General features: G+C 60.2%; 23 protein-coding genes. 16 read left to right on the top strand and 7 right to left on the bottom strand.

Translation table 11 applies throughout. From position 1 onward, the window contains the following. The first annotated feature begins 116 nt into the window (after positions 1–116). The 4 genes from KUW67_RS06665 to KUW67_RS06650 all read left to right on the top strand — a co-directional run bounded on the left by KUW67_RS06665 (position 117) and on the right by KUW67_RS06650 (position 3973). The gene (locus KUW67_RS06665) at positions 117–455 is read left to right on the top strand and encodes a P-II family nitrogen regulator (RefSeq protein ID WP_224824519.1); all 339 of its coding nucleotides are present in this window, start codon (positions 117–119) and stop codon (positions 453–455) included. Between the two features lie 45 nt (positions 456–500). Continuing rightward, entirely contained in the window at positions 501–1907 is a 1407-nt protein-coding gene (glnA, locus tag KUW67_RS06660; RefSeq protein WP_224824518.1) for a type I glutamate--ammonia ligase, read from the top strand. 110 nt (positions 1908–2017) lie between these two features. Then, positions 2018–3163 carry a S8/S53 family peptidase gene (locus KUW67_RS06655; protein ID WP_224824517.1) on the top strand — a complete coding sequence of 382 codons (1146 nt, stop codon included), beginning with the start codon at positions 2018–2020 and terminating at the stop codon, positions 3161–3163. 84 nt (positions 3164–3247) lie between these two features. Beyond that, positions 3248–3973, top strand: a complete 726-nt coding sequence (locus tag KUW67_RS06650) for a hypothetical protein (protein WP_224824516.1) — start codon at positions 3248–3250, stop codon at positions 3971–3973. Here KUW67_RS06650 and KUW67_RS06645 read toward each other — a convergent pair. Further along, entirely contained in the window at positions 3950–4744 is a 795-nt protein-coding gene (locus KUW67_RS06645; RefSeq protein ID WP_224824515.1) for a DUF3445 domain-containing protein, read from the bottom strand. The two genes, KUW67_RS06650 and KUW67_RS06645, sit on opposite strands and share 24 nt — an antisense overlap. Positions 4745–4867: 123 nt before the next feature. Between KUW67_RS06645 and dddP the strand changes: the two genes are divergently transcribed. After that, positions 4868–6196: a dimethylsulfonioproprionate lyase DddP gene (gene dddP, locus KUW67_RS06640; protein WP_224824514.1), complete on the top strand. Its 1329-nt coding sequence runs from the start codon at positions 4868–4870 to the stop codon at positions 6194–6196. Positions 6197–6321: 125 nt separating this feature from the next. Continuing rightward, the gene (locus KUW67_RS06635; protein ID WP_224824513.1) at positions 6322–7539 is read left to right on the top strand and encodes an alpha/beta fold hydrolase; all 1218 of its coding nucleotides are present in this window, start codon (positions 6322–6324) and stop codon (positions 7537–7539) included. Between the two features lie 79 nt (positions 7540–7618). Here KUW67_RS06635 and KUW67_RS06630 read toward each other — a convergent pair whose 3' ends face one another. Beyond that, a complete protein-coding gene (locus KUW67_RS06630; RefSeq protein WP_224824512.1) occupies positions 7619–8224 on the bottom strand; it encodes a biotin transporter BioY in 606 nt (201 codons plus the stop codon). A gap of 67 nt (positions 8225–8291) precedes the next feature. Beyond that, a complete protein-coding gene (locus KUW67_RS06625) occupies positions 8292–8711 on the bottom strand; it encodes a DUF6314 family protein (RefSeq protein WP_224824511.1) in 420 nt (139 codons plus the stop codon). A 124-nt stretch (positions 8712–8835) separates the two neighbouring features. On the opposite strand from KUW67_RS06625, the gene purB reads away from it, so the two are divergent. The 9 genes from purB (at position 8836) to KUW67_RS06580 (ending at position 15135) form a co-directional block, all read left to right on the top strand. Then, entirely contained in the window at positions 8836–10140 is a 1305-nt protein-coding gene (purB, locus tag KUW67_RS06620) for an adenylosuccinate lyase (protein ID WP_224824510.1), read from the top strand. Between the two features lie 18 nt (positions 10141–10158). After that, positions 10159–10797: a VOC family protein gene (locus KUW67_RS06615; protein ID WP_224824509.1), complete on the top strand. Its 639-nt coding sequence runs from the start codon at positions 10159–10161 to the stop codon at positions 10795–10797. A gap of 162 nt (positions 10798–10959) precedes the next feature. Next, positions 10960–11118, top strand: a complete 159-nt coding sequence (locus KUW67_RS06610; RefSeq protein WP_224824508.1) for a hypothetical protein — start codon at positions 10960–10962, stop codon at positions 11116–11118. A gap of 114 nt (positions 11119–11232) precedes the next feature. Next, positions 11233–11760 (top strand): c-type cytochrome biogenesis protein, encoded by a 528-nt coding sequence (locus tag KUW67_RS06605; protein WP_224824507.1) that lies wholly within the window; start codon positions 11233–11235, stop codon positions 11758–11760. Between the two features lie 66 nt (positions 11761–11826). Then, positions 11827–12855: a flagellar motor switch protein FliG gene (locus KUW67_RS06600; RefSeq protein ID WP_224824506.1), complete on the top strand. Its 1029-nt coding sequence runs from the start codon at positions 11827–11829 to the stop codon at positions 12853–12855. A 72-nt stretch (positions 12856–12927) separates the two neighbouring features. Further along, positions 12928–13266 (top strand): SH3-like domain-containing protein, encoded by a 339-nt coding sequence (locus tag KUW67_RS06595; protein ID WP_255596747.1) that lies wholly within the window; start codon positions 12928–12930, stop codon positions 13264–13266. Beyond that, on the top strand, positions 13259–13528 hold the full coding sequence (locus KUW67_RS06590) for an SH3-like domain-containing protein (protein WP_224824505.1): 270 nt from the start codon (positions 13259–13261) through the stop codon (positions 13526–13528). Before KUW67_RS06595 ends, KUW67_RS06590 begins: the two co-directional genes overlap by 8 nt. After that, positions 13528–14163, top strand: coding sequence for a nitrile hydratase subunit alpha (gene nthA / locus KUW67_RS06585; protein WP_224824504.1), 636 nt, complete (start codon positions 13528–13530; stop codon positions 14161–14163). Before KUW67_RS06590 ends, nthA begins: the two co-directional genes overlap by 1 nt. Positions 14164–14229: 66 nt before the next feature. Beyond that, on the top strand, positions 14230–15135 hold the full coding sequence (locus tag KUW67_RS06580) for a lysophospholipid acyltransferase family protein (protein ID WP_224824503.1): 906 nt from the start codon (positions 14230–14232) through the stop codon (positions 15133–15135). On the opposite strand, the gene KUW67_RS06575 is transcribed toward KUW67_RS06580, so the two are convergent. Further along, positions 15132–15824 (bottom strand): thioredoxin family protein, encoded by a 693-nt coding sequence (locus KUW67_RS06575; RefSeq protein WP_224824502.1) that lies wholly within the window; start codon positions 15822–15824, stop codon positions 15132–15134. The genes KUW67_RS06580 and KUW67_RS06575 overlap by 4 nt on opposite strands. A 226-nt stretch (positions 15825–16050) precedes the next feature. Here KUW67_RS06575 and acnA point away from each other — a divergent pair, with 226 nt between their 5' ends. Further along, a complete protein-coding gene (gene acnA / locus KUW67_RS06570) occupies positions 16051–18822 on the top strand; it encodes an aconitate hydratase AcnA (protein WP_224824501.1) in 2772 nt (923 codons plus the stop codon). A gap of 147 nt (positions 18823–18969) precedes the next feature. On the opposite strand, the gene KUW67_RS06565 is transcribed toward acnA, so the two are convergent. Genes KUW67_RS06565 through KUW67_RS06555 form a run of 3 tightly spaced genes read right to left on the bottom strand, consistent with a single transcriptional unit; the run spans position 18970 to position 20382 of the window. Next, positions 18970–19509: a DsbE family thiol:disulfide interchange protein gene (locus KUW67_RS06565; RefSeq protein ID WP_224824500.1), complete on the bottom strand. Its 540-nt coding sequence runs from the start codon at positions 19507–19509 to the stop codon at positions 18970–18972. Continuing rightward, complete coding sequence (gene ccmD, locus KUW67_RS06560) at positions 19502–19654, bottom strand: heme exporter protein CcmD (RefSeq protein ID WP_224824499.1); 153 nt, start codon at positions 19652–19654, stop codon at positions 19502–19504. The genes KUW67_RS06565 and ccmD overlap by 8 nt, the downstream gene beginning before the upstream one ends. Continuing rightward, the gene (locus tag KUW67_RS06555) at positions 19654–20382 is read right to left on the bottom strand and encodes a heme ABC transporter permease (protein ID WP_224824498.1); all 729 of its coding nucleotides are present in this window, start codon (positions 20380–20382) and stop codon (positions 19654–19656) included. The genes ccmD and KUW67_RS06555 overlap by 1 nt, the downstream gene beginning before the upstream one ends. Positions 20383–20424: the final 42 nt, after the last annotated feature.

The raw sequence follows: 20424 nt of genomic DNA, 5'->3' as shown, positions 1-20424 counted from the left end.
TTAGGCACACATCTGGGAATCCAAGCGACCACACCCTTGGGGACAGCCTAGTCAATTGTCCCCTCCAATGAGAAGTGGTCTCAGCAACGCAACGCAAGTCTAAGGGAGTCGCGGTCATGAAGAAGCTCGAAGCCATCATCAAGCCATTCAAACTTGATGAGGTAAAGGAGGCTCTGCAGGACGTTGGCGTTCAGGGCCTCTCTGTCATCGAGGTCAAAGGCTTCGGGCGCCAGAAGGGCCATACCGAGCTTTACCGCGGCGCGGAATATGTTGTTGATTTCCTGCCCAAGGTGAAGATCGAGGTCGTGCTGGCCGATGATCAACTTGACGGCGCACTAGATGCGATCGTGGAAGCCGCGAAAACCGACAAGATCGGTGACGGCAAGATATTCGTCTCCAGCATTGAGCAAGCCGTGCGCATCCGCACTGGCGAGACCGGCGACGAAGCCCTGTAACCCCCCATATTTTCAGCAAAACTCGAAAAAAGGAAAGACTGTCACATGAGCACCGCTGACTTTCTCAAGACCATCAAGGATGAAGACGTCGAATATGTCGACATCCGTTTCACCGACCCGCGTGGTAAACTGCAGCACGTGACCGTCATGGCCGATCAGGTCGACGAAGATTTCCTTGAGGAAGGCTTCATGTTCGACGGCTCCTCGATTGCCGGCTGGAAGTCGATTGACCAGTCCGACATGAAACTGATGCCCGACACGGACAGCGCCTATATGGACCCGTTCTACGCCGAGAAAACACTCTGCGTGCATTGTTCGATCTGCGAGCCCGACACCGGCGAAGCCTATGATCGCGACCCACGCGGCACCGCCGAAAAGGCAGAAGCCTACCTGAAATCCTCCGGCATCGGCGACACGTCGTTCTTCGGCCCCGAAGCCGAGTTTTTCCTGTTCGACGACGTCCGTTTCTCGGTCGAGATGAACAAAGTGTCCTACGAAGTCGACGCGCTTGACGCCTCATGGAACACCGACACCGAATACGAGATGGGCAACATGGGCCATCGTCCCGGCGTCAAGGGCGGCTACTTCCCCGTGAACCCGATCGATGACGCACAGGACATCCGTTCTGAAATGCTGTCGACGATGAAGCGCATGGGCATGAAGGTCGACAAGCACCACCACGAAGTGGCGTCGTGCCAGCACGAGCTGGGCCTGATTTTTGGGTCGCTGACCGAGCAAGCCGATCACCTGCAGAAATACAAATATGTCATCCACAATGTGGCCCAAGCCTACGGCAAGTCCGCCACGTTTATGCCCAAGCCCATCGCAGGCGACAACGGCACCGGCATGCACGTGAACATGTCGATCTGGAAAGACGGCAAGCCGCTCTTTGCTGGCGACAAGTATGCTGACCTGAGCCAGGAAGCGCTGTATTTCATCGGCGGCATCCTGAAGCACGCCAAAGCGCTGAACGCGTTCACCAATCCGTCGACGAACTCTTACAAGCGTCTGATCCCGGGCTTTGAAGCCCCTGTGCTGCGCGCCTATTCGGCTCGTAACCGGTCGGGCTGCGTGCGGATCCCGTGGGCTGAATCGCCCAAAGCCAAGCGCGTGGAAGCCCGCTTCCCCGATCCCGCTGCGAACCCCTATCTGTGCTTTGCAGCCCTGCTGATGGCCGGCCTTGACGGTATCAAGAACAAGATCGACCCGGGTCCCTCGTCGGACAAAGACCTTTACGATCTGCCGCCTGAAGAGCTGGCCGAAATCCCGACCGTTTGCGCAAGCCTGCGCGAAGCTCTGGAAGCACTGGAAGAAGACAGCGAGTTTCTGCTGGCCGGTGACGTGTTCACCAAAGACCAGCTGGAAGGCTATGCCGAGCTGAAATGGGAAGAGGTTTACGCCTACGAGCACACGCCTCACCCCATGGAATTCAAGCTCTACTACAGCTGCTAATCTGCGAAAAATGCGTGAAAGGGCGTCCCTCGGGGCGCCCTTTTTCGTGGCAAGACGCCGAGCGTGCTAAGCTGCATGTCATTGATTAATGAAATTTGGACCATCGGCCCATGCGGTTTCTTAAAAATTATCCGAATTTTTCGGACAGTCTTTGGCGCGAGGCGCGATCCCGGCTTGCGCGCTCTGACACGCGAATTGCGCAGATCGATTCCGGGCTGTTCGCCCATCCGGCTTTGGGATTTCAGGGCAATAAGCCACCCCAAAATATCCTGTTTGGTCTGGGGCGGAATTTCTATGATCCCGGCCCACCTTATGGCAATGCGCCGCAAACCGATCTGCGCATCGGGGCGGATTGGGTCTCCCGCCAGACGGAGTATCCCGATCACGGGGTGAAGACGCTGTCGGTTCTGATCGGGTCAACCGCGAAGTTCACAGGCGTCGCCCCCGGCGCCAAGATCGTGCCCTACCGCGTGTCGAACGGCCCGCTTTTTCGCCAAACCCGGCGCGAGCAACACTTGGGCGCGGACCCGACAGCCCGCATCGGCATGGCGATCGAACATGCGCTGAGCCTCAACCCACGCCCGCGGGTTATCACGATCTCTATGGGCAATCCCGATCTCACGCCGTTCTTTTTGATCCTTTACGGGCTGAATGGCTGGACCGGTATTTCGCGCCGCACCAAGAACGCGATCGACCGGTGCTACCACTTGGGCATCCCGGTCGTGTGTGCCGCCGGACAGGTCGTCCGCGCCGTCGTGCTGCCTGCCCTGATGCAGCGCACCATTGCCGTGGGCGGCTTTGGGCTGCGCAATGATCTGAGCACAAAGCTGCACTACCCGCGCGGCGGCTACACCAACCCGCCTTTTGTCGACACCTGGGCCCTGGCCGAAAACATCAACCGCGCCGCAGGCACGCGCATGCCCGATGGGCGTATCAAAGCCACCCATGCCGAGAACGAGGTGAATAATGAGCCAAGCGGCACCTCTTACGCGGCCCCTTTCGTGGCGGGGGCCTATGCGCTTTGGTTCGAAGCCTTCCGCGACACGCTCACAAGCAATGCCTTTTCAGGCGACAACGCATGGAAGCGGATCGAAGCGTTCCGCCAGATCCTGCGCCAGCGCATGCCGGTCGAGCGGATCGCCAGCGGGCATAGGGAGCCGTCCCACGTCGAGACGCGCCCGTTGGACATTCCGCACCTGCTGACCTGCGCGCCCCAGGCGCAAGGCCTGCAGCCCGAACCGGCCTATCCCGATTAGGCGCTGCCCTGTAATTTCCCCATCGCTCCCATGATTTCGACGCAATTTCGGTCAAACGTCTCCCAAACCCATGGGAGAAGCCCAATGACCGCACATGATCCGTCCGCGTTTTTGAAAATCGACACGCCGTCCAATGCCTGCACCGTGACCGACCGCGCCTTGCGCGAAGCGTTCCGCGCCTCCATGGACGCGCCGCAGGAAAAGGCCGGGTTACTGGATCAGCTCAATGCGCGGATCGCAGCGCTGAAATCTGCGCCTAAAGCCGCGCCTCCTGCCGAGGCAGAGCCAGCCACGGCCGATATGCCCGACCCAGTCGAAACCCCGGTTCAGGCCGAGGCCCCGCAAGATGAGGAAGGCTCACTCTTTGCGCATCTTAATGAAATCATGGAAGAAAAGCCTGCACCGGCTGCAGAGCTTAAGGAGTTGGAGGCGCCAACCCGTTCAAAATCTGTGATTATGCGGGCGGTTCTCTCCATATTGCCAAAGAAAAAGGCCAAAGCCGCCCCCGCCCCGAAAGCCGAGGCCAAGCCAAAAGCCCAGTCAGGCTCCATCATTCTGCGCGCGCTTTCTGCGCTGAAGCCGAAGGCAAAAGCCCAGCCCACGCCTGAGCCAGCACCCACTCCTGAGCCTCAGATCGAGGACGCGCCCAAAGCCAAGTCCGGCTCTGTCATCTTGCGCGCACTTTCTGCGCTCAAGCCCAAGCCGAAAGCCCCTGCAGAGCCGAAAGCGGCACCCGCCGCCAAGGTGCAATCCGGCTCCGTCGTGCTGAAGCTGCTCAAGGCGATCTCACCGATCAAACGCACCAGCTGACGCGCGCCAGCCATCGCGCTGCGCCTCCGTCAAGTTCGCCCATGCCACCACATAGGTATGGATGCTGAAGACGACCGCATTGGTTTTGGGCAGTCGCAAGATCACCTGCCGTTCCGACCGCATATACACTGGATCACCGGGTTGCGCAGGCTTGGCCTGCCCATAGGGTCTGGGCTGAAACAGCTCCGGCTCCACATATATCAACGCATTGGCGCGCATCAGGGGCTGACCCGGTCGCGCCGCATCGAAAAGGCGCTGCACCCGGCGCGCCATGTCCCCGCTATAAATGTCCACGGGATCGTGGATCGTTGACAGCGGGCGGCCCAGCTTTTCAGACAAAGACCAACTGGCTGGAAAGCAGATAAGTGCGCCGCGCAGCACATGCTCACCTCCCTCTTTCAGCAGGATCGCGAAATCCTCTTGAACCAAAGCAGCCAATACTTCCAAAGGGCTGTCGCGATGAAGGGGGATGGATTGCCCATCTGGGCGGATCACGTGATCTGTCTTAACTTTGAAACCCGGGCGCGCCTGCAACTGCGCGAGAACCAGCGCCAGAAGCTCTTGCGCAGCAGGCTCTGCGGACTTTGACAGCGCCAGGACCTCTGGCGCGCGCGCCTCGAGCAACCGCGCCTTCTCGGCCAGTTGCGCGCTGTAGGTTTCATCGACCTGCAACCAGTCGGACATCGTAACCGGCTGCACACCTGGCATCCGCGCGGATGCTGCCTGCATCCAAGGCGCGAACGGCAAATGATCTTGCAGAATGGCGGTCATAGGCTCCGTTTCCGACATATCTCGTCGCAAACCAACCGGAGATTTGCGACATCTCAACAGGTCGCGATCTGACCTGACAGGCCCCGCGCTGTCCAGCACGATCCCCGCAGGATGGAGGCCAGAATGAACACCCACTATCGCGATCAGCGCAAAATCGACCCCGCGCAGGGCGCAACCCTTGGCGACGGCACCCCCAACGATGCCGACCGGATCGAGATCGGGCCAACCAAACTTGCCTTTGACGAGTGGAAAGCGGCGGGTCTGACCCTGCCCAACCTCGCGGCGATGCGCGAGTATCGCTGGAAACGCCTGACCCAACACATCGTAGAGCGCGACTATGGCGGGTTGCTGATGTTTGATCCGCTCAACATTCGCTACGCCACTGACAGCACCAATATGCAGCTGTGGAACACGCATAATCCGTTCCGCGCCGTGCTGGTCTGCGCCGATGGCTATATGGTGATCTGGGACTACAAGAACGCGCCGTTTCTGAGCACATTCAACCCGCTGGTGCGCGAGCAACGCGCGGGCGCAGATCTGTTTTACTTTGACCGTGGGGACAAGGTGGATATCGCCGCCGATGCGTTCTCCAACGAAGTACGTGTTCTGATCGAAGAGCATGGCGGCGGCAACATGCGCCTTGCCGTCGATAAGGTCATGCTCCACGGGCTGCGCGCGCTAGAGGCTCAGGGCTTCGAGATCATGGAAGGGGAAGAGGTGACCGAGAAATCCCGATCCATCAAAGGGCCTGACGAAATCCTTGCCATGCGTTGCGCGTCGCATGCCTGCGAGGTGGCTGTCGCAGAGATGGAGGCCGCCTGCCAGCCCGGCCTGTCCGAGGATGAGATTTGGGCGGTCCTGCATGCCGAAAACATCAAGCGCGGCGGCGAATGGATCGAAACGCGGCTGCTGGCCTCCGGCCCGCGCACCAACCCCTGGTTTCAGGAATGCGGCCCACGCGTCGTGCAAAATAACGAAATCGTGGCCTTCGATACCGATCTTGTGGGCAGCTATGGCATTTGCGTCGATATCAGCCGCACCTGGTGGGTTGGCGACCGCGCGCCGCGCCCCGACATGATCGAGGCGATGCGCCACGGGGTCGAGCATATCCAGACCAACATGGCGTTGCTCAAGCCCGGTGTCCCGTTCCGCGAGCTGACCTTTGGCGGCCACAAGCTGGACCCGAAATATGACGCGCTCAAATATGGCTGCCGGATGCATGGCGTGGGCTTATGTGACGAGTGGCCTCTGATCGCCTATCCCGACAAGTTCGTGGAAGGCGCGTTTGAGTATCATCTGGAACCGGGCATGGTTCTCTGTGTCGAGGCATTGGTGGGCGAAGAAGGCGGCGATTTCATGATCAAGCTCGAAGATCAGGTGCTCGTGACCGAAGACGGGTTCGAGAATCTGACGAAATACCCGTTTGATCAGAGACTTATGGGCGAAAGTTAAGGCGTCGGCACGCGCACTCATCTGTCACCATCCCGTGACGCGGCTGACATATCGTGCCGCCCTCCTTGTCGTGTGGACCGGCAGCCCCCTAGTGTGCAGCACTGACCTCACGAAAGACTGCCCCCATGCCTACAGACCGCGTCACTTTCCCCAGCCATACCGGCGATACGCTTGCCGCGCGCCTTGATTTGCCCGATGGGCCGCATCTGGCCACAGCGCTTTTTGCGCATTGCTTTTCCTGCTCCAAAGACATCCCCGCTGCGCGCCGGATTGCCAGCCGTCTGGCCGCTATGGGCATCGCTGTGCTGCGCTTTGATTTCACCGGGCTGGGCCATTCTCAAGGGGAGTTTCAAAACACGACGTTCACCTCCAATGTCGATGATCTGCACGCAGCCAGCGCTTATCTGGCCGACCGCGGCATGGCGCCATCCCTCTTGATCGGCCATTCCCTGGGCGGGGCCGCTGTGCTGAAAGCCGCTGCCGAGATGGCACATATCAAAGCGGTCGTCACGCTTGGCGCACCTTTCGATCCGGGTCACGTGACCCATAATTTCGCAGATGCCTTGGAGGAAATTCGCGAGAAAGGCGTGGCGCCTGTCAACCTTGGGGGGCGCCCGTTCCATATCGGCAAAGAGTTTGTTGAGGACGTCGAGGCCGCACAGCTTGCCCCCGCCATCGCCAATCTCAAAGCAGCCCTTCTGGTGATGCACGCCCCGCGCGACGCCGTCGTGGGTGTGGAGAACGCCACACAGATCTTCATCGCCGCAAAGCATCCCAAAAGCTTTGTGACGCTGGACAATGCCGATCACCTGATCACAGCAGCAGAGGACGCGGAATACGCCGCCGAGGTGATCGCCGCGTGGTCCGGTCGCTACCTGTCGCTCAGCCCGCCTGCCCCGCCCATTGGCGCGCCCGAAGGCATCGTGCGCGCGTCAGAGGCGGACGCAAAAGGGTTCCTGCAAGACATCCAGTCAGGCCCGGATCATCACACAATCGCGGACGAGCCCGAAGCCTATGGCGGCACCAATCGCGGCATGTCGCCTTACGGGTTCTTGTCTGCGGGTCTGGCCGCCTGCACCTCGATGACGATCCGCATGTATGCACGGCGCAAGGGTTGGCCCCTGACCCATGTGTTTGTCGATGTCACCCATGACAAAGTGCACGCGCAGGACGCTGGGACCAATACGACAATGAAGGTAGATGGCTTTCACCGCGCTATCCATCTGGAAGGCCCGCTGGATGATGACCAACGCGCGCGCTTGCTTGAGATTGCCGATAAATGCCCGGTGCACAAAACGCTTGAGGCCAGCTCGCACATCACCACGGACCTTGCCCCGCGTTAGGGTTCACCTTTGCTAAAATACTCAAAGAAAAAAGGCGCGGCCCACCGGACGCGCCTTTCTCTATTCGGTGATGTCGGACTTAGCCGCGGGCTTTACCCACCAACTTCCAAACCGCCGGCAGCAACAGAGCGGCCAGCACCAGCTTGATCGCGTCGCCCAGAATGAACGGCGTCAGGCCCCATTCAAGGATCGGCTTGTCCCAGCCGTAAAGAACGCCCAGCCACAGCAGGCCGGGGACATAAAGCACCACGTTACCGGCAAAGAGTGCGACCGACATTTTTGCGACCGACCGGTCCCAGCCAAGGCGCGCTGCATAGCCCAGAAGCAAGATGGCAAAGACATAGCCCAGCAGGTAGCCGCCCGTGCTGCCTGTCATATAGGCCAGACCGTTCAGCTCGGCAGTGGAGCTTTGAAACACATCAAAGCCCAGCGCCCCGATCAGCATATAGCCAAGGATCGTGGCCAGACCCAGACGCGGACCGTAAGCCGCACCAATCGTCAGCACGGCGAAAGTCCCCATATTCATCAGAACCGGCGAGCCCGGCACGGGCACCTTGATATTGGCGCAGATGGCAAGCGCAGCGATGCCCAGCACCACCAATACCGCTTGTTTGATCCGCAGGGCGGTGCCTTCGGACGCGCCAAACGCCTCTGTCAGAACTTTGTTTTGCAGGGCAATGCTCATGTCCCGGTCTCCATCTATGGGGTCATTTGTGCCATGTTTTGCCCCAAGCCATCTGCGCGCGCAAGCGTTATGCAGTCGCAGAAACGTATCGTGAGGTCATGACATAGTCTTTGCGGGGGCCTGTGACCGCCCAGCGCGCGCTCCAGTCCGGCCACTGCGCAAAATCATATTTCACCGCGTAATGGTCAGGGTCACACCAATGGGTGGCTTCCGGCTGCGCGGCCAGATCAAAGCGGTGAAACGGGCGGCCATCGTCGAAAAAGACCGCGACCCCCGCCGGATCGGCTCGCCACAGATAGGTGCGCGTGGCGGTGAAGCCCGGCTGCCCCTCAAGCTGCAGCGTGCCGGTTTCGGTATAGCGGAGCCCATGGGCGTCCGGCTCAAAGAGCGCCTCTCCCTCAAAGCGCCCTTGCCCGCCGGTCTTGGCGTCTTCGATGGTACGGTCCAGCCGCCATCGGCCTTCAAAATCGCGCAGCTTACGTGTCATGGCCGTGCTCCGTGATCTTGGCAGTCGCCGCAATTCGTCCCATGTCCGGCCTCCCGCCTTGTCGCCCCTTTGACCTAGCGATATGAGCGGTGCCAATCCAGTCACCAATGCGAAAGTCTGCCCTATGATCCCCCGCTATTCCCGCCCCGAGATGGTCTCTATCTGGTCGCCCGCCACCAAGTTCCGCATCTGGTACGAGATCGAGGCCCACGCCTGTGACGCGATGGCCGATCTGGGCGTGATCCCGCGCGAGAATGCCGAGGCCGTCTGGAAGGCCAAGGACGTGGAATTCGACGTGGCCCGCATTGACGAGATCGAGGCCGTCACCAAGCATGACGTGATCGCCTTTCTGACCCATCTGGCCGAACATGTGGGCTCTGAGGAAGCCCGCTTTGTGCATCAAGGCATGACCAGTTCGGACGTGCTTGATACGTGCTTTAATGTGCAACTGACCCGCGCCGCCGACATCTTGATTGCGGATATCGAAGGGCTGCTAGCCGCCCTCAAACGTCGCGCGATGGAGCATAAAGACACCCCGCGCGTCGGGCGCTCTCACGGGATTCACGCGGAGCCCACCACCATGGGCCTGACCTTCGCGCGCTTTTTCGCCGAGATGGACCGCAACCTTGCCCGGATGCGCGATGCGCGCGATGAAATCGCCACCGGTGCGATTTCCGGTGCTGTGGGCACATTCGCCAACATCGACCCCGCCGTTGAAGAGCATGTCTGCGAAAAGCTGGGCCTTGTGCCGGAACCCATCAGCACCCAAGTGATCCCGCGCGACCGTCACGCCGCGTTCTTCGCGACGCTTGGGGTCATCGCCTCCTCTATCGAAAACATCGCCACCGAAGTGCGCCACATGCAGCGCACCGAAGTGCTGGAAGGGGCCGAGTTCTTCTCGATGGGCCAAAAAGGCTCCTCCGCGATGCCGCATAAGAAGAACCCTGTGCTGACCGAGAACCTGACCGGTCTGGCGCGCATGGTCCGCTCTGCCGTGATCCCAGCGATGGAGAACGTGGCCCTGTGGCACGAACGCGATATCTCGCACTCCTCGGTCGAGCGGATGATCGGGCCGGACGCCACGATCACCCTTGATTTCGCACTGGCCCGCCTGACCAGCGTGATCGACAAGATGCTGATCTTCCCGCAGAACATGCTCGACAACATGAACAAATTCCCCGGCCTCGTGATGAGCCAGCGCGTGCTTCTCGCCCTGACCCAAGCCGGTGTCAGCCGCGAAGACGCCTATGCCATGGTGCAGCGCAACGCGCTGAAGGTTTGGGAAGAGCGCACTGATTTCAAAGAGGAATTGCTGGCCGACAAGGATGTTGTTGCCGCCCTCGGCATAGACGGGATCGAGGCGAAGTTCGACATGGGCTATCACACCAAACATGTCGACACGATCTTCAAGCGTGTCTTCAAGGACTAGAGCAAGCCACGGTATCTGATGCATGCGCTCGATCATCTGACACTCATTGCGCCGACGCTGGAAGATGGCGTCGCCCATGTGCGCGAGTGCCTTGATCTGGACGTGCCTTTTGGGACGCGCCACGCCTATATGGGCACGCATAACCACCGGCTCCAGCTTGGTGGGCGGGTTTACTTGGAAATCGTCGCGATTGATCCGAAGGGGACGTCGCCGGGTCGGCCAAGATGGTTCGGCCTGGACGATCAAGACACCGTCCACAAGGATTGGGAGGCAGGCCGACGCCTGCGGGGATGGGTCGCGAGAACAGATGATATGGACGCCACGCTCGCGCCCCATGACGGCCTTTTTGGCGCGCATGTCAGCCTTCCGCCAGAGGCCCCCGAATTCGGGTTCTCCATCCCCGACGGTGGCGGCTTGCCACTTGATGGGGCCGCACCTTCGTGGATTGATCACCGGTCAGAGCCAACCTCTATGGCGGACATTCCGGACCTTGGTGCGCGGCTTGTGTCTTTTACCATGACCTACCCCGATCTTTCTGCGATCACGGGGCTTTACCAAAGCCTTGCGATAGAAGGTGCACCGGATTTGGTAGCAGGATCGCAGCTAACGTATCGCGCTGAAATCAACACACCTTCCGGGCTGCGCGCGTTGACCTAGTGTCCCCCGTCCCGGGCCTGACCCGGGACCTCAGCATCAAGGGCCCCGGATCACGTCCGGGGCGGGGTCATATGGCCCGAATGCGGCGTCCATGAATTCTCTATTTTGACCTTACGGAAACCCATGCTACCTTTCTATGACGCCAACAGAAGGAGAGACTGAATGAAGACGACCCTTGCCGTTCTGGCCCTGATCCTTGCCCCGTCTTTTGCCGCCGCGATGGGCTGCAACAGCGCCGATCACACCAAACAGGTGATGAGCTGCGAAATGGGCGCGACCTGGGATGAAACCACCCAGACCTGCGTGCCGACCACCAGCTAAGTACGCGCAACTGACGACAGAAGGGGCGGTCTTTCTAGGGCCGCCTTTTCTTTTTGGCTAGTAACGCAAGCGGGCCTAAATCATGCGCAGACGCCCCTATCAGAGATTTGCCCGATGCGACTGACCCTTTTTGCAGCTCTACTGGCTCCTACCTTTGCGCTTGCAGTGGGAGGAGACGAGGCCACGCCGCCTGCCACGAACCCGTCTGTGAACTGCACAGGCGGCATGGTTTGGGACGTCAAGACTGAGACCTGTGTCACTGCCCGCGAAAGCTCTTTGAGCGATGACCAACGCTACGAGGCCGTGCGCGCGCTGGCCTATGCCGGGCGGTACGCCGATGCGCAAATCGTGCTGGCGACCATGTCGGATCAAAACGACGACCGCGTGCTGACCTATCTGGGCTTCACGCACCGCAAAATGGGCAATATCGCCCGCGGCATGGCCTATTATGATCAAGCGATTGCGCAGAACCCCGACAACCTGCTGGCGCGATCCTATATGGGGCAAGCTCATGTGGAGGCCGGGGCCATGCAGCTCGCCCGCGCCCAACTGACCGAGATCCGCACACGCGGCGGGCGCGGCACTTGGGCCGAGCTGTCGCTGCGCATGGCGATCGACAGCGGCACAGGCTATTCCTATTAACCTGCTCTTCAGGGTTGCGCGTCTAAGGTGAGCCTGAACGGAATAAGGCTCCCCTAAAGGCATGACATGACGCGCGCCCTGCCCCAAGGCCTGACGAAAAAGCAAAAAGCGGCTGTGATCGTGCAGCTTTTGTTGTCTGAAGGCACTGACCTGACGCTCGAGGCGTTGCCGGATGGCGTGCAAGCGGATCTGGCGCGGCAACTGGCGGGCATGCGCGGGGTGGATCGCGGCACGCTCGCCTCTGTCGCGCTGGAATTTGCGACAGAACTGGACCAGCTTGGCATGGTCGCGGCGGGCGGGGTCGATGGGGCGCTGGCGCTACTGGACGGCAAGATCAATGATACAGCGATCAAATCCGTGCGCTCTGACGGGGTTGCCCCTGTCAGCGACGATCCGTGGGACCGGATCAAGGCTGCTGAGAATACGGTGCTTTTGCCGATGCTTGAGGCAGAAAGCGTCGAAGTCGCCGCCGTCACCCTTTCCAAATTGCCGGTCGCCAAAGCCGCCGACCTGTTGGGCGCAATGCCCGGCGACCGCGCGCGACGGGTGTCTTATGCGATCTCGTTGACCGAGGCCGTCACCAGCCATGCGGTGGAACAGATTGGCGCAGCATTGGTTCTGCAACTGGATGACCAGCCCATCCGCGTCTTTGCAGACGCGCCTTTCAAACGCGTGGGCGCGATCCTTAATTTTTCGCCTGCAGCGACGCGTGATGATGTGCTCGAAGGCCTGGTCGCCGAAGATGCGGCCTTTGCCGCAGATGTGCGCAAAGCGATCTTCACCTTTCCTGACATTCCCGACCGGCTTGCCCCGCTTGATGTGCCGAAAATCACCCGCGACGTGGACGCCGAACAACTGGTCAAAGCGCTGGCCTATGCCACCACGACGGGGGCAGAAACCGCAGTGGAGTTTATCCTCTCCAACATGTCCAAACGCATGGCCGACAGCTTGCGCGAGGAGATGGAAGAGATCGGCGCGATCAAGACCAAAGACGGCGAGGCCGCGATGACCGCCGTCACAGGCGTCATCCGCACGTTGGAAGAGGACGGTCAGATCACGCTTCTTACCCCACAAGAAGAAGATGAGGACGCCTGAGGCCACACAGAAATCAGGCCGCGCACTGCATTGGGCTTGAAGCGGCCCCCCGTGCCAGGCTAGCCTGCCCTTATGACAGAGTTTGACGGAAAACGCTGGCACGACATGGGCGGCGCAGGTGCTGGCCCGGTTGTTCCCGCCGAGCATGACTTTGCGCTTTGGGAAAAGCGGGTCGATGCGCTGATGGTCCTGTGCTCGACCAAGGGGCTGTTCACCGTGGACGGGTTGCGCCGCGCCATCGAAGACATGGGACCGGATGTGTTTGAGAACACGACCTATTACGACCGCTGGATTGCTGCCGTGAACCAGAACCTGATCGAAGCGGGCACATATACGCTGGGCGAGCTTGGCGCGAAGATGGACGAGGTCGCCAAACGCGGCGAGACATACGGGCAAGCCGCCCGTGGTTGAGCCGCAACGCGTGCGCGTCAAGACGATGATGCCCCCCGGCCATATCCGCACGCCCGCTTATCTGCGCGGCAAAACCGGCTGGATCGAGCGGCAGCTGGGCCCGTTCGGCAACCCGGAACAACAGGCCTACGGCCTGCTCGGTGACAAGCTCACGCTCTACCGCGTGCGCTTTACCATGGCTGAGGTCTGGGGCGATCAGGCCGAACGCCCCGAAGACACGCTGGACGCCGAGATTTACGAACATTGGCTGGAGCCTGCCTGATGCCGCATGATCATCACGACCACCTGTCGCCGTCGGGTCATCCTTACCGTGCCGACAACGATGAACCGCTCAGCTATTGGCAGACGATGGAAATCGCCGTGCGCGAGTTGTTGATCGAAAAGGGCGTGTCCAACGCCGCCGAGATCAACGCCCAGATCGACGCGATGGACGCACGCTCCCCCGCGGATGGGGCGCAAGTCGTGGCCCGCGCCTGGACCGATCCGGCGTTTCGCGAGCGGTTGTTGGCCAACGGCTCTGACGCCTGCCGCGAGATGGGGTTCGACATTGGAGCATTGCAATTGATCGCGGTGGAGAACACACGCGATGTGCATAACGTCATCGTCTGCACGCTTTGCTCGTGTTACCCGCGCAATCTGCTGGGGCTGGCCCCCGATTGGTACAAGTCGCGCGAATACCGCTCGCGTACCGTCAAAGAGCCGCGCAAAGTTCTGTCAGAGTTTGGCGTGAGCGTGCCCGACGGGGTTCAGATCCGTGTCCATGACAGCACCGCCGACATGCGCTACGTCGTGATCCCTGCGCGCCCCGAAGGGACAGAGGGCTGGTCGGCAGAGGCCTTGGCCGATCTCGTCACCCGCGACAGCATGATCGGCACGGGGCTGGCGAAAACACCCTAGCTTGCACGCGGCCCCCGGCGCGCTTATCTGACATCCAACCAAAAGACGCGGACTTTTCAGGGCAGCATGGCGTTTACCATTTCCAAAGGACCGGTCGCATGGCTGACCAACGCCGCCCTGCAAGGCATGATCGGCGCGACCAAGCTGCTGCCCCATAGCGCGCGGGTGCGTACCGTGGGCGCAATCATGGCCGCCCTTTCGGGGCCTGCTGGTTATCTGACCCGCGCGGTGGATAACCTTGCCATGGTCTGGCCCGATATGCCCGCCCCGAAGCGCAAGGCGCTGGCCAAAGAGGTGGCCCGCAATGCAGGCCGCACTTTGATCGAGAATTACTCGCACAGCAGTTTCGGCGCTTTGGCGCGCAAAAGCCCCCTGTCCGGTCCCGGTCTTGCAGCGATGCACGAGGCGATCCAAACCGGGCGTCCGGTGATCTTTCTCACTGGGCATTTCGGCAATTACGAAGCGCTTCGCTGGGCGCTTCTGGATCAGGGGATCGAGGTGGGCGGGCTCTATCGCGCCATGGCCAATGTCTATTTCAACGCCCATTACGTGCGCACGATGGAAGACATGTCCGGCCCCGTATTCGAACAAGGACGGCGCGGCACGGCTGGTTTCGTTAAGCACCTGAAGTCAGGCGGCCTCGCGGTACTGCTATTTGATATCTACGAAAAACACGGGGTGAAGCTGCCCTTTATGGGCCATGATGCCCCCACCGCCACGTCAGCTGCAGAGCTGGCTTTGAAATATGATGCCCTGCTGATCCCGTTCTTTGCGATCCGTCAAGCCGATGGTCTGACCTTCAGCGTCGAGCTGGACGCACCGCTGGCCCATACCAATCCCGAACAGATGATGCTGGAAGCCACCCAAGCGCTGGAAGCGCGCATCACGCGCCACCCCGATCAGTGGTTTTGGATACATCGGCGGTGGAAATCCCACCGCAATCGCGGGCGGGCGCCGGAACTGCTGGATTAGCGCAGCTGCGCAGCCCCCAACACGTCACGATAGCCTTTGCGTTGCACGATCACAACCACGGGTGCAGTGCCCGTCGCTTGCGCAAAGACGCGCAACGGCTCTGCGCCATCCCATTCCTCGACCTGCTGCCAGTCGGTGACGACATTTGCGTAGGTCAGCGTATGCCCGCGGTTCTCGCCACGCCGCACATCCACGGTCTCGCGCGGGCTGTAGCGGATCAGATAGACAACCATATCCTGCGTTTGGGCGCTGGCCGCATTGATGACGACCTGACTGCCATTGCGCTGAAGCACGACGTCTACTTGCTTGGGCTTTTGCCCGTGCTTCTGGATCAGCTTGGAAACCTTCATCGGGCGCGAGCCGACCACATGATCGGTGCCGCCGATAATCATCTGCGGGGTATAAACCGAGGTCTCGCCCAGAGCGCGCGCATAATTGTGCTGGCGTTTGGTGAAGGCCGGGCTGGCGAATTTGTCCTTCCAGCCCAGGTAATCCCAGTAATCCACATGCAGCGAGAGTGCGATCACGTCATCCATTTCGGCCAGCTCATGCAGCAACTTATCCGCAGGCGGACAGCTGGAGCAGCCTTGCGAGGTATAAAGCTCGACTACAACGGGTTGATCGTTGGCGACAGCGGACGTTGCGAAGAAAACGCAAAACGCCGCGAAAAAGCTGGCAAGTCGTGTCATGGAACCTCAGTGAATTGGCTTGGGAATAGACGTAAATCAGTCCTGTTGAAATAACCAATCACCCTTTTGCGAGAGCGCAGTGTGCGGCGATTTTCGTGTCGCGGCAGCTGAAACCGTATACAATCGCATACAGAATTGCGCCTTGGGCCATGGCTTCCCCTTGAAGGCACCGGCCACCTAAGCCAGATATGAATGAACGAAACCTTAGTCTTTCGGGAGGCCAAATATGCCCATTCAAGTCGGAACCGACACTGCCAAGACGCGCAAAACGCTGACAGTCGGCACCCAGTCCGTTGCCTATTATTCGATCCCCGCCGCGCAAGAGGCCGGTTTGGGCGATTTCTCGGATCTGCCTGCGGTGCTGAAAGTGGTGCTGGAAAACATGCTCCGATTTGAAGATGACGGCCGCACGGTCTCCTTGGACGACATCAAGGCCTTCGCCGAATGGGGTGAAAAAGGGGGCAAGAACCCGCGCGAGATCGCCTACCGCCCGGCCCGCGTGTTGATGCAGGATTTCACCGGCGTGCCAGCGGTTGTTGACCTGGCCGCCATGCGCGACGGCATCGTCAGCCTTGGCGGGGACGCGACCAAGATCAACCCGCTGAACCCGGTAGATCTGGTCATCGACCACTCGGTGATGATCGACGAGTTCGGCAACCCGCGCGCCTTCCAGATGAATGTGGACCGCGAATACGAGCGCAATATGGAGCGCTATATCTTCCTCAAATGGGGTCAGAAAGCGTTCAACAATTTCCGCGTCGTGCCGCCAGGCACCGGCATTTGCCATCAGGTGAACCTTGAATATCTGGCCCAGACCGTCTGGACCGATGAAGATCAGAACGGTGATCACGTCGCCTACCCTGATACGCTGGTGGGCACGGACAGCCATACAACAATGGTCAACGGCATGGCCGTTCTGGGCTGGGGTGTCGGCGGGATCGAGGCTGAGGCCGCGATGCTGGGCCAACCAATCTCGATGCTGATCCCCGAAGTTGTCGGATTCGAGCTGACCGGCGCGATGGTAGAAGGTACGACCGGCACTGATCTGGTGCTCAAAGTTGTCGAGATGCTCCGCGAAAAAGGCGTGGTCAGCAAATTCGTCGAATTCTATGGCTCCGGTCTTGATAGCTTGCCACTGGCCGACCGCGCGACAATCGCCAATATGGCCCCGGAATATGGGGCGACCTGCGGCTTCTTCCCCATCGACGATGAAACGCTCCGCTATATGCGCAACACAGGCCGCGACGAAGACCGCGTGGCACTGGTCGAAGCCTATGCCAAGGAAAATGGCCTCTGGCGCGATGCGGATTACGCGCCGATCTATACCGATACGCTGAGCCTCGACATGGGCACGATCGTGCCCGCCATCTCGGGCCCGAAACGCCCGCAGGATTACATCGCGCTGGATAAGGCCGCCGCAGCTTTTGGCGACTACATCAAAGGGGAGCGTCCCGGCAAGAAAGCCGATGCCGAGGAAAAGACCGAATGGACGGGCGAAGGCGGCCAACCTGCACCCGGCGACATTCCCGGCAATATCGGCTATCATAATTCCTACCCTGTCGAGGGCGAAGACTATGAGCTGCATGACGGCTCTATCGTGATCGCCTCGATCACGTCCTGCACCAATACATCAAACCCTTACGTGATGATCGGTGCCGGTCTGGTGGCCCGAAAGGCCCGCGAGTTGGGTCTGAACCGCAAGCCATGGGTCAAGACCTCGCTCGCGCCTGGATCGCAGGTCGTGTCCGAATATCTTGAGGCCGCAGGGCTTCAAGACGACCTTGATGCGATTGGCTTTAATCTTGTGGGCTATGGCTGCACCACCTGCATCGGCAATTCCGGCCCAATCCAGCAAGAGCTGTCGGATGCCATCAATGACGGCGACCTGATCGCCACATCCGTCCTGTCCGGCAACCGCAATTTCGAGGGGCGCATCAGCCCCGACGTGCGCGCCAACTACCTTGCCTCCCCCCCGCTGGTGGTGGCCTACGCGTTGGCAGGCGACATGAATGTCGACATCACCAAGGATCCGCTGGGACAGGACCAGAACGGCAAGGATGTCTTCCTGAAAGACATCTGGCCCTCCAATCAGGAAATCGCCGAACTGGTCGAGAAGACCGTGACCCGCGAGGCCTTCCAGTCGAAATATGCCGATGTCTTCAAAGGCGACGACAAATGGCAATCGGTCGAAACCCCTGACAGCCTGACCTATGATTGGCCTGCCGCCTCCACCTATGTGCAGAACCCGCCTTACTTTCAGGGCATGGGGCCGGAGCCTGGCAAGATCACCAATATCGAAGGCGCCAAGGTCATGGCCGTTCTGGGTGACATGATCACCACGGATCACATCTCGCCTGCCGGCTCGTTCAAGGAAACCACCCCCGCCGGGCAATACCTGGTCGAGCGTCAGGTGCCAGTGCGCGAGTTCAACTCTTACGGCTCGCGCCGCGGCAATCACGAGGTGATGATGCGCGGCACATTTGCCAATATCCGCATCAAGAACGAGATGCTGGACGGGGTCGAAGGCGGCTACACCAAAGGCCCTAACGGCGATCAGACGTCCATTTTTGAAGCTGCGATGGCCTATAATGCCGAGGGCACCCCGCTGGTTGTGTTCGGCGGTGAGCAATATGGCGCGGGCTCGTCGCGCGACTGGGCGGCGAAAGGCACGGCGCTGTTGGGTGTCAAAGCCGTCATCGCCGAAAGCTTCGAGCGCATCCACCGCTCCAACCTCGTGGGCATGGGCGTGATCCCGTTTGAATTCACCGGCAATGATACCAGAAAGACATTGGGTCTGACCGGCGAGGAAACCGTGTCGATCACAGGTCTTGATACAATCGAACCGCTGCAAGAGGTGCCTTGCACGATTGAGATGGCAGACGGAACCGTCAAAGAAATCACGTTGAAATGCCGGATAGATACCGAAGTTGAGATCGACTACATCGAAAACGGCGGCGTGCTGCATTATGTGCTGCGCAACCTTGCGCCGGCGGCCTGAAGCCAGGTTCTTGAAACGCAAACGCCCCGCTCTTTGGTGGGGCGTTTTGCTTTTAGGTATTTGAGGACAAAAGAAGCCGAAATTTTGATTAAAATTGCGGGCGTTTCTATTTCTTCACCTTTGTGGACAAGCTCAACTATTCCGCCATCAGCGGGCGGCGGCTGCGTCTAAGGCAGGGCGGATTCGCCGCACCATGACATCCTCGGTCAATGGCCCTGCAAAGCGCAGCATCACTGTGCCGTCGCCTGCCAGCACGTAAGTCTCCGGCACGCCATAGAGGCCCCAATCGAGTGCGGTGCGGCCTGTGAAATCCGCACCAAGCCCGGCATAGGGGTCACCAAGCTCATCCAGAAACGCCAATGCTTTCTCCGGGTCGTCCTTATAGTTAATCCCGTAGATGGGCAGGCCTTCCTCGGCCAGTTCCGTCAACAGCGGGTGCTCTGCCCGGCAGGGCGCGCACCAGCTGGCCCAGTAATTGACCAGCTTCACCTCGCCGTCGCGCAGGGTCTCGTTGGTAAAAGGCTGCTCTGGCCCCAATTGGGTCAAGGCCACCGCTGGCGCAGGCTGCCCTTCGCGGGCCGAGCGCAGCGCGTTCGGATCTTCGCGCTGCATCCCGATGTAAAAGAGCGTTGCCAGCCCGAAGAAAATCGCAGGTGGGGCCACCATGAGAAGGTTGATCCTAGGCATCCTTGCGCCGTCCTTCCAAGGCGTGCAGCTCTTCGCGCACCTTGCGCCCGCGCCGCCAGCTGGCCCAGATCAGCAGCAAGATAATGGCGATGGTGGCGCCATAGGCCGACAGAACCGGCACCGCATATGTTCCAAGATCGGGCATCAGGCCATCCGCTCCCGTGCAATCAGCGCCTGAACCCGGCGCGCGCGAATTTCGGTGCGGGTGCGCAGCAGCACAAGCGTGATGAAAAGCAGAACAAACCCGATGATGCAGGTCCAAAGCGGATAGGCAAAGACATCATGCACGTTCTCTTCCTTGTCCAGCGACAGCGACGCGCCTTGGTGCAGCCCCTGGTTCCAGAACAGGATCGCATAGCGCGACAGCACCGCAAAGACCGAGCCCACGATGCAGAGGACGCTTGTCAGATCGGCGGCCGTATCGGCGTCGTCAATCGCCTCCCAAAGCGCGATATAGCCCAGATAGAACAGCCCGAGGATCAGGAACGAGGTCAGGCGCGGGTCCCACTCCCACCAGGTCCCCCACATCGGCTGGCCCCAGACGGCTCCGGTGATCAGGCCGATGGCGGTCATGGCCAACCCAATCGGGGCCGCTGCGCGGGCGGCCAGAACCGAAACGTGATGGCGGCGGATCAACCAAACCAGCGACGTCACAAGCATCATCAGCCAGGCATTGATCGCGATGAAGGCGGACGGCACATGGATGTATATGATTTTCACGGTGGAGCCCTGGCGGAAGTCATCCGGCGTGAAGAAAAACCCCCATATGAGCCCCACGCCCAGAACAAGCGCCGTTAGCCCCGTTAACCAAGGCAGGGCGGCGCTGGAGAGCGCCATGAAGCGCTTTGGATTGGCATATTCCCAGAAAGACATGAGGCGTATCTAGGCTCCGGCTAGGGTGGTGGCAATGAGCAT

The sequence above is a fragment of the Cognatishimia sp. MH4019 genome, assembly GCF_020177595.1.
Classification (GTDB): domain Bacteria; phylum Pseudomonadota; class Alphaproteobacteria; order Rhodobacterales; family Rhodobacteraceae; genus JAHTBL01.
The sequence above is the reverse complement of the archived record's forward strand: the minus strand, read 5'-3'. Positions and strand labels throughout refer to the sequence as shown.